General features: G+C 74.2%; 6 protein-coding genes and 1 pseudogene. 6 read left to right on the top strand and 1 reads right to left on the bottom strand.

From position 1 onward, the window contains the following. Positions 1–109: 109 nt before the first annotated feature. Positions 110–733 (bottom strand): 5-formyltetrahydrofolate cyclo-ligase, encoded by a 624-nt coding sequence (locus tag GPA10_RS14855; protein ID WP_157166039.1) that lies wholly within the window; start codon positions 731–733, stop codon positions 110–112. 94 nt (positions 734–827) lie between these two features. On the opposite strand from GPA10_RS14855, the gene galU reads away from it, so the two are divergent. The 6 genes and pseudogenes from galU to sepX all read left to right on the top strand — a co-directional run bounded on the left by galU (position 828) and on the right by sepX (position 6,661). Then, entirely contained in the window at positions 828–1,754 is a 927-nt protein-coding gene (gene galU, locus GPA10_RS14850) for a UTP--glucose-1-phosphate uridylyltransferase GalU (RefSeq protein WP_058846112.1), read from the top strand. Between the two features lie 120 nt (positions 1,755–1,874). After that, the gene (gene glp, locus GPA10_RS14845) at positions 1,875–3,179 is read left to right on the top strand and encodes a molybdotransferase-like divisome protein Glp (protein WP_157166038.1); all 1,305 of its coding nucleotides are present in this window, start codon (positions 1,875–1,877) and stop codon (positions 3,177–3,179) included. A gap of 246 nt (positions 3,180–3,425) precedes the next feature. Beyond that, a pseudogene (moaC, locus tag GPA10_RS14840) lies at positions 3,426–3,899 on the top strand (cyclic pyranopterin monophosphate synthase MoaC); the annotation flags it as partial. A 140-nt stretch (positions 3,900–4,039) separates the two neighbouring features. Then, positions 4,040–4,537, top strand: a complete 498-nt coding sequence (locus GPA10_RS14835) for a MogA/MoaB family molybdenum cofactor biosynthesis protein (RefSeq protein ID WP_058846111.1) — start codon at positions 4,040–4,042, stop codon at positions 4,535–4,537. Then, positions 4,534–5,184 (top strand): GNAT family N-acetyltransferase, encoded by a 651-nt coding sequence (locus GPA10_RS14830; protein WP_058846110.1) that lies wholly within the window; start codon positions 4,534–4,536, stop codon positions 5,182–5,184. Before GPA10_RS14835 ends, GPA10_RS14830 begins: the two co-directional genes overlap by 4 nt. A 163-nt stretch (positions 5,185–5,347) precedes the next feature. After that, a complete protein-coding gene (gene sepX / locus GPA10_RS14825; protein ID WP_343040853.1) occupies positions 5,348–6,661 on the top strand; it encodes a divisome protein SepX/GlpR in 1,314 nt (437 codons plus the stop codon). Positions 6,662–6,696 lie beyond the last annotated feature (35 nt).

Here is a 6,696-nt window from a genome sequence, read left to right as displayed (position 1 = left end):
GGTGTACAAACCAAAGTTGGGGTTGGCGCGGGGGGATCGTAAAAATCGGGGTGGGCCCCCCCCCGCGCGCGGGGCGGTCCCCTCCGCTTCTTCGTACGCTGACGTCGTGTCAGACGCCGTGTCGGACGAAGCGGCGCGTGCCCGACGGCGTCACCACGGCGTGCACCGGTCGGTCGTGCGCCTCTCCGGGGACGTGCGCGACCACTTCGGAGTCGTACAGGAGCACGACGAGGGCGGACGGCACGGCCGCGCGCTCAAGACGGGTGAGCACGCGGTCGTAGGAACCGCCGCCGCGCCCGAGCCGCGTCCCCCGTTCGTCCACCGCGAGTCCCGGGAGCAGCACGGCGTCCGCCTCCAGGACCGCGTCGGGGCCGAGCCGTTCGCCCGCCGGTTCCAGGAGGGTCATGCGGCCGGGGTGCTGCACCTCGACGAGGGAGTCGGGCCCGTCGTACGCCGCCCAGTCCAGGTCGTTGTCCGGGAGCAGGACGGGCAGCAGGACCCGGGTCCCGCGCGCGTGCAGGGCGTCCAGGAGGGCGTGCGTGCCCGGTTCGGTGCCCACGGAGACATAGGCGGCGACCGCGCGGGCGGTGGAGAGTTCGGACAGTTCGAGCGCGTGCTCGGCGAGCGCGGCGGCGGCCTTCTGCGCGTCACCCGCCGTCAACCCGCGTCTCACCGCCAGGATCTCTCCCCGCAACGTGCGCTTGTTTCCCTTGCCGGAGCCGGTTTGCGCCATGGTCAACTCACAAATCCTTCCTATTGAGCTCACATGTGGGCCAATATTCCGAAGCCACAGATTGTTCACATAGGCACCGGTTAGGGTGTCGCCCATGACTGAGTCTCACCCCAAGATCACGAAGGCTGTCATTCCAGCAGCGGGTCTCGGCACGCGCTTCCTGCCCGCCACGAAGGCCACGCCCAAGGAGATGCTGCCGGTCGTCGACAAGCCGGCGATCCAGTACGTGGTCGAGGAGGCGGTCGGCGCGGGCCTGAACGACGTCCTCATGATCACGGGACGCAACAAGCGTCCCCTGGAGGACCACTTCGACCGCAACTACGAGCTGGAGTCGGCCCTCGCCAGGAAGGGCGACGAGTCCCGGCTCGCCAAGGTCCAGGAGTCCAGCGACCTGGCGACCATGCACTACGTCCGCCAGGGCGACCCCCGAGGTCTCGGTCACGCGGTCCTGTGCGCCGCCCCCCACGTCGGTCGCGAGCCGTTCGCCGTCCTCCTCGGCGACGACCTGATCGACCCGCGCGACCCGCTGCTCCAGCGCATGGTCGAGATCCAGGAGCAGCACGGCGGCAGCGTCGTCGCGCTCATGGAGGTCGCGCCCGAGCAGGTCCACCTCTACGGCTGCGCGGCGGTGAAGCCCACGGGGGACAGCGACGTGGTGGAGGTCACCGGTCTGGTCGAGAAGCCGGAGCCCGCCGACGCGCCCAGCAACTATGCGATCATCGGCCGATACGTCCTGGACCCGCACATTTTCGACATACTGCGCAAGACCGAGCCGGGCCGCGGCGGCGAGATCCAGCTCACCGACGCGCTCCAGCAACTCGCCGCGACGTACCAATCAGCGGCTGACGCCGCGGGGAAGATCGGCGGCCCGGTGCACGGCGTGGTCTTCCAGGGCCGCCGCTATGACACCGGCGACCGCGGTGACTATCTGCGTGCCATTGTCAGACTCGCGTGCGAACGTGAAGACCTGGGCCCGGACTTCAAGGCCTGGCTTCGCAGTTACGTCACCGAGGAGATGTAGCACTTGAGCAGCAGCGGCACGACGACGCACCACGCCACGGACGGCTCCGAGGCCCCGGACGGCACCACCGCCCCCGTCGCGCCGGACCACGGCCACGACGCGTCCCCGGGCGCCGGCCGGCTGTGGTCGGTGGACGAGCATCTGGACGACATCCTCGCGACCGTCCGCCCGCTCGAACCGATCGTGCTGCAACTGCTCGACGCCCAGGGCTGCGTCCTCGTCGAGGACGTCACGGTGCCCGTGTCGCTGCCGCCCTTCGACAACAGCTCCATGGACGGGTACGCGGTCCGGGTGGCCGACGTGGCGGGCGCGGGCGAGGAGTTCCCCGCCGTGCTCACGGTCATCGGGGACGTCGCCGCGGGCCAGGGCGAGCAGCCCACGGTCGGCGCGGGCGAGGCGGCCCGCATCATGACCGGCGCCCCGCTGCCGCCCGGCGCCGAGGCCGTGGTGCCCGTGGAGTGGACCGACGGCGGGCTCGGCGAGGGGCCCGCCGCCGGGATGCGGGCGCACAGCACGGCCCCCGAGGGCGCCTCCGGCGAGGTCCGTGTGTACCGGCCCGCGGAGGCGCGGGCACACGTGCGGGACCGGGGCAGCGACGTCCGCGCCGGTGACCGCGCCCTGGCGGCGGGCACCATCCTCGGCCCCCCACAGATCGCCCTGCTCGCCGCGATCGGCCGGGGCACGGTCAAGGTGCGCCCGCGCCCGCGCGTGGTCGTCCTGTCCACCGGCAGCGAACTGATCCAGCCGGGCGAGGAGTTGGCCCCCGGCCAGATCTTCGACTCCAACAGCTTCGCCCTCACCGCCGCCGCCCGCGACGCCGGGGCGATCGCCTACCGCGTCGGCGCGGTCACCGACGACGTGGAGGTCCTGCGCTCCACCATCGAGGACCAGCTGATCCGCGCCGACCTGGTGGTCACCACGGGCGGCGTCAGCGTGGGGGCGTACGACGTCGTCAAGGAGGCGCTCGACTCGATCGGCGACCCGGACGACGACGAGGGGCTCGGCGCGGGCGGGGGCGTGGACTTCCGCAAGCTCGCCATGCAGCCCGGCAAGCCGCAGGGCTTCGGCGCCATCGGCCCCGACCACACCCCGCTGCTCGCCCTGCCGGGCAACCCCGTCTCCTCGTACGTCTCCTTCGAGATCTTCGTACGGCCCGCCGTGCGCGCCCTGATGGGCCTCTCCGACCTGCACAGGACCACCGTCCGCGCGCGGCTGACCGCCGACGGGGCACTGACCTCGCCGTCGGGGCGGCGCCAGTTCCTGCGCGGGCGCCACGACGCCGACGCGGGCACGGTCACGCCGGTCGGCGGCTCCGGCTCGCACCTCGTCGCCGCGCTCGCCCAGGCGGACGCGCTGATCGTCGTCCCCGAGGCCACGACGTCGGTGGAGCCCGGCACGGAGGTCGAGGTGGTCCTGCTCGGCTGACGTCCGCGCGGGCGACGACGGCGGGGCCGTTCCGGACGCCGCCGCGTCCGCGCGGGCGCCCGGCGCCGCAGCCCCTTCACCAGCCGCCCGCACCCGGACCTCCCCCGCCCCCGTGGGCCGGGGCCGCGGGCGCCGCGGGGCAGGGGCGACGTGCTCGGGCGGCGCGGCGGCGGGGCGGTACTGTGTCGCGCACAGCAGGCCCGCGCACCGCACCGCGCGGAGCCCGGACCGGGAGCGCCACAGCACATGAGCACGCAGCAGCGACTGACGCACATCGACGAGGCGGGCGCCGCCCGCATGGTCGACGTCTCCGAGAAGGACGTGACCGCCCGCACGGCACGCGCCCGCGGCCGGGTCCTCGTCTCGCCCCGCGTGATCGAGTTGCTGCGCGGTGCGGGCGTGCCCAAGGGCGACGCTCTCGCGACGGCCCGCATCGCCGGCATCATGGGCGCCAAACGCACCCCCGACCTGATCCCGCTCTGCCATCCGCTGGCCGTCTCCGGCGTCAAGGTGGACCTCACGGTCGCCGACGACGCCGTGGAGATCCTCGCCACCGTGAAGACGACCGACCGCACGGGCGTCGAGATGGAAGCCCTCACGGCGGTCACCGTCGCCGCCCTCACGGTCGTCGACATGGTCAAGGCCGTCGACAAGGCCGCCGTCATCACGGACGTACGGGTCGAGGAGAAGACCGGCGGGAAGTCGGGGGACTGGCACCGGGGGAGCGCCCCGGGGACCGGGGCCGGGGCCGCGGCAGCCACGGGCGAGGGCAGCCGGGACACCGGGGCCGGTCGGGAAGCCGAGGGCACCCGGGAGGCCGAGGACATCCAGGACGCCGAAGGCGCGCAGGAGGCCGGAGCATGACGTACCGCGCGCTCGTCGTCACCGCCTCCAACCGCGCCGCCGCGGGCGTCTACGCCGACAAGGGCGGCCCGATCCTCGTCGAAGGGCTCGGCGCGCTCGGCTTCGCCGTCGACGGCCCCCGGGTCGTACCGGACGGCGACCCCGTCGAGCAGGCCCTGCGCGAGGGCGTCGCCGCGGGCTACGACGTCATCCTCACCACCGGCGGCACCGGCATCTCGCCCACCGACGCGACGCCCGAGGCCACCCGCCGCGTCATCGACCACGAGGTGCCGGGGATCGCGGAGTCGATCCGCGCCCACGGCCGCGCGAAGGTCCCGACGGCGGCCCTGTCCCGGGGCCTCGCGGGCGTCGCGGGACGCACCCTCATCGTGAACCTGCCGGGCTCCAGCGGCGGCGTGCGCGACGGAATCGCCGTCCTGTCGCCCCTGTTGGTGCACGCCGTCGACCAGCTGCGCGGCGGGGACCATCCGCGAGGCGACGGGGGTGCGAGCTGAACAGCGCCGGCTGGCCCGTCGAGCTGGCGGACGGCGACGTCGTCCTGCGGCCGATAAAACTCCGCGACCAGCGCGCCTGGCGCGAGGTCAACCGGCGCAACCGGGACTGGCTGCGCCCCTGGGAGGCCACCATCCCGCCGCCGACGCCGAGCGGCCCGGTCACCCACCGCCCCACCTACCGGCAGATGGTCCGGCACCTGCGCGCCGAGGCGAGCGCGGGCCGCATGCTGCCGTTCGTCATCGAGTACCAGGGCCGCCTCGTCGGACAGTTGACGGTCGCCGGCATCACCTGGGGCTCGATGTGCTCCGCGCACGTGGGCTACTGGGTCGACGAGTCGGTGGCGGGGCGCGGCGTGATGCCGACGGCCGTGGCGCTCGCCGTCGACCACTGCTTCCGGACCGTGGGCCTGCACCGCGTCGAGGTCTGCATTCGGCCCGAGAACGCGCCGAGCCGCCGCGTGGTGGAGAAACTCGGCTTCCGCGAGGAGGGGCTGCGGCCCCGCTATCTGCACATCGACGGGGCGTGGCGCGACCACCTCGTGTTCGCGCTCACCGAGGAGGAGGTGCCGGAGGGCCTGGTGCGGCGCTGGCGCCGTCGCGCGTCCCCCGGAAGTCCGGGTGGACACAATGCTGACTCTCATAAATGAAATACCTGTTCGAAATTGGCTGCTGAGAGACCGTTAAATTCGGGGTTCTGACGGCGTGTTGATCGCATCAGTCACAAAAAAAGTTCGAGATATCAGCCAGATCGTGCGACACACCGGCTCAATTGGCGGATGGCCTCGACAAAACCCCTCTACCGTGTGAGGCGTGAGCAGCAGCGGCCTCATCTACGCAGTCATCGTCGGGGCCTGGGCCGCCTACTTGGTGCCGATGTGGCTCCGTAGGCAGGACGAGCTCAACGAAGCCCGTCCGACGGAACGCTTCAGCACCGCCATCCGACTGCTGTCCGGACGGGCGGGGATGGAGCGCCGGTACGCCAAGGACCTGCAAGCGCGCTCGCCTGAAGAGGAGGAGGAGTCGCGCAGCGACCCGGACGTCGTCACCGACTCGGTGGACGTACGGGCCTTCGCCGTGCCCCCGGAGGAGGAACGGGACCCGCACGCCCGCCCGGCACCCACCGCGCAGGCCGGGCCCCCCGCCGTCCGGGCGCGGCTCGGCGCCAGGCCGGGGCCCGGCGCCAAACCCGGTACGGGACAGGGCGCGCGGCCCGTCGGGGGCCCCGGCGCGAACGCCGCCGCGCACCGCGGCCCCGGCGCGAACCGCACCAAGGGCCAGGCCAAGGACCCGTCCCAGGCCCAGGCCAAGGGCCCGTCCCAGGCGGCCCGGCGCGCCGCCGCGGCGGACGCCGCCGCGCGGGCCCGGCGCACCAAGGTCCTCGCCCGCCGTCGCCGTACGACCGTCATGCTGTTCGTGGCCTTCACGCTCGGCGCGGTCGTCGCCGCGGTCGGCGGCCTCGCCTTCCTGTGGGCGCCCGCGGCCCCGGCCGCGCTCCTGAGCGCGTACATCGTCTATCTGCGCCGCCAGGAACGCCGCAGGTTCACGTACACGATGGACCGGCGCCGCGCCGAGGCCGCCGCACGGCAGTTGCGCGAGCGGCAGCGCCGCGGGCGCCCGGTGGACGCCGAGCCCGAGGCCGAGGAGCCCGCGCCGGAGCCCGACCCCGGGCTCTCCGCCCTCGCGGCCGACCGGCGCGCCCTCGTCGAGCAGACCGACCACGCCGAGTGGGTCGACCAGCAGCGCGAGCGGCAGCACGGACCCGGCCGCGCCGACAGCTGGGACCCGGTGCCCGTGCCGCTGCCCACCTACGTGACGGCGCCGGTCGCCCCCCGCGCCACCGGCAGCATCGACCTGGGCGCGCCCGACACCTGGAGCTCGGCCCGGTCGAGCGCCGCCCAGCCGGCCGACGCGGCAGCGGGCGAAGCCCGGGAGGCCGCGCGGGGAGCCGACCCCGCGCCCGCCGACGAGCGGCGCCCCGACGGGGGCGAGGGCGGCGCCGACGGCGGCCGCAGCGACGCCCGCCGAGCCGCCTCCGCCCGCCGCTCCCGCGAGCGCGGCCGCACCCCGCTCTTCGACCAGTACGACGACGAGGGCGGCGGGCGCCCGCGCGCGGCCAACGAGTGACGTCCGGCGGCCCCGCCCGACCCGCCGTCCTGACC

It is taken from the genome of Streptomyces typhae (assembly GCF_009755605.1).
GTDB classification, from domain to species: domain Bacteria; phylum Actinomycetota; class Actinomycetes; order Streptomycetales; family Streptomycetaceae; genus Streptomyces; species Streptomyces typhae.
Note: the sequence above shows the minus strand (reverse complement) of the source record. Positions and strands in the feature narration are given on the sequence as shown.

What these genes read in the sequence shown, in the direction of transcription:
- GPA10_RS14855 (WP_157166039.1), bottom strand. Translation starts at nt 733, where the DNA reads ATGGCGCAAACCGGCTCCGGCAAGGGAAACAAGCGCACGTTGCGGGGA.
- galU (WP_058846112.1), top strand. Translation starts at nt 828, where the DNA reads ATGACTGAGTCTCACCCCAAGATCACGAAGGCTGTCATTCCAGCAGCG.
- GPA10_RS14835 (WP_058846111.1), top strand. Translation starts at nt 4,040, where the DNA reads ATGACGTACCGCGCGCTCGTCGTCACCGCCTCCAACCGCGCCGCCGCG.